The 1,149-nt window shown below is 74.1% G+C and carries 1 protein-coding gene; it reads right to left on the reverse strand.

Features of this window, described 5'->3' with window-relative positions:
* On the reverse strand, positions 1-1,149 hold a 1,149-nt coding region (locus tag IE329_RS39900), incomplete at both ends, for an amino acid adenylation domain-containing protein (RefSeq protein ID WP_190215971.1).

Consider the following 1,149-nt stretch of genomic DNA (forward strand, 5'->3'; position numbering starts at 1 on the left):
GAGGCGTCCGCGCCGCCCGCCCGGTGGAGACGGCCGTGTAGTCCGGCTCCGGCAGAGCGGTCCGGTCGAGCTTGCCGTTGACGGTCAGCGGCAGCGCGTCCAGCAGCACCACCGCCGCCGGCACCATGTACGCGGGCAGCGAAGCCCCGGCGAAGGCCCGCAACTCGGCTGCCTCCAGCCCGGGTTCGGCGACGACGTAGGCGACCAGGCGGCTCCCGCCCGGGGCGTCCGTCCGGGCGACGGCGGCGGCCTGCAGCACCCGCGGGTGCGCGCCCAGGGCGGCTTCCACCTCGCCGAGTTCGATCCGGAACCCGCGGATCTTCACCTGCTGGTCGGTGCGGCCCAGGTACTCGACCTGGCCGTCGCCCCGCCGGCGGGCCAGGTCGCCCGTCCGGTACATCCGCTCGCCCGGCGCAAACGGGCAGGCCACGAACCGCTCCGCCGTCAACGCCGTCCGGTTCAGGTACCCCCGGCCCAGGCCGGCCCCCGCCAGGTACAGCTCACCCGCCACCCCCGGCGGCACCGGGCCGAGCCGCTCGTCCAGCACGTGGACCGTGGTGTTCGCCACCGGGGAGCCGATCATCGGCCGCTCACCGTCCACCAGCCGGGCGAACAGCGCGTCCACCGTGCACTCGGTGGGCCCGTAGATGTTGTAGGTGAGGGTCCCGTCCAGGGCCCGCAGGGTGTTCCACAAGGTCTGCCCCACGGCCTCCCCGCCGAGCATCAGCAGCGCGAGCCGGCGGTCCGTCAGCAGGCCCTCCTCGATCAGCTGCTCGGCGTACGTGGGGGTGAGGTCCAGGACGTCGACCTCCGCCTCGGCGACGTAGCGCGACACCGCCGTGGCGTCCCGGCGGACGTCCTCGCCGAGCAGGTGCAGCTCATGGCCGGAGGCCAGCCACAGGAATCCCTCCAGCGAGGTGTCGAAGGACAGCGAGGCGGTCAGCGCCACCCGGAACCGCCGCCCCTGATGGGCCTGTTCGGTGGCCCCGACGGTCTCGGCCCGGTGGAAGGCGAGCAGGTTGGCCAGGTTCCCGTGGTCGATCACCACGCCCTTGGGCCGGCCGGTCGAACCGGAGGTGTAGATCACGTAGGCGGCGTTCCCGGCCCCTGCCCGGGGGCCCAGGTTCTCCCCCGAGTGACTCTGCCAGG

The organism is Kitasatospora indigofera, assembly GCF_014655955.1.
In the GTDB taxonomy this organism is placed as follows: Bacteria; Actinomycetota; Actinomycetes; order Streptomycetales; family Streptomycetaceae; genus Kitasatospora; species Kitasatospora indigofera.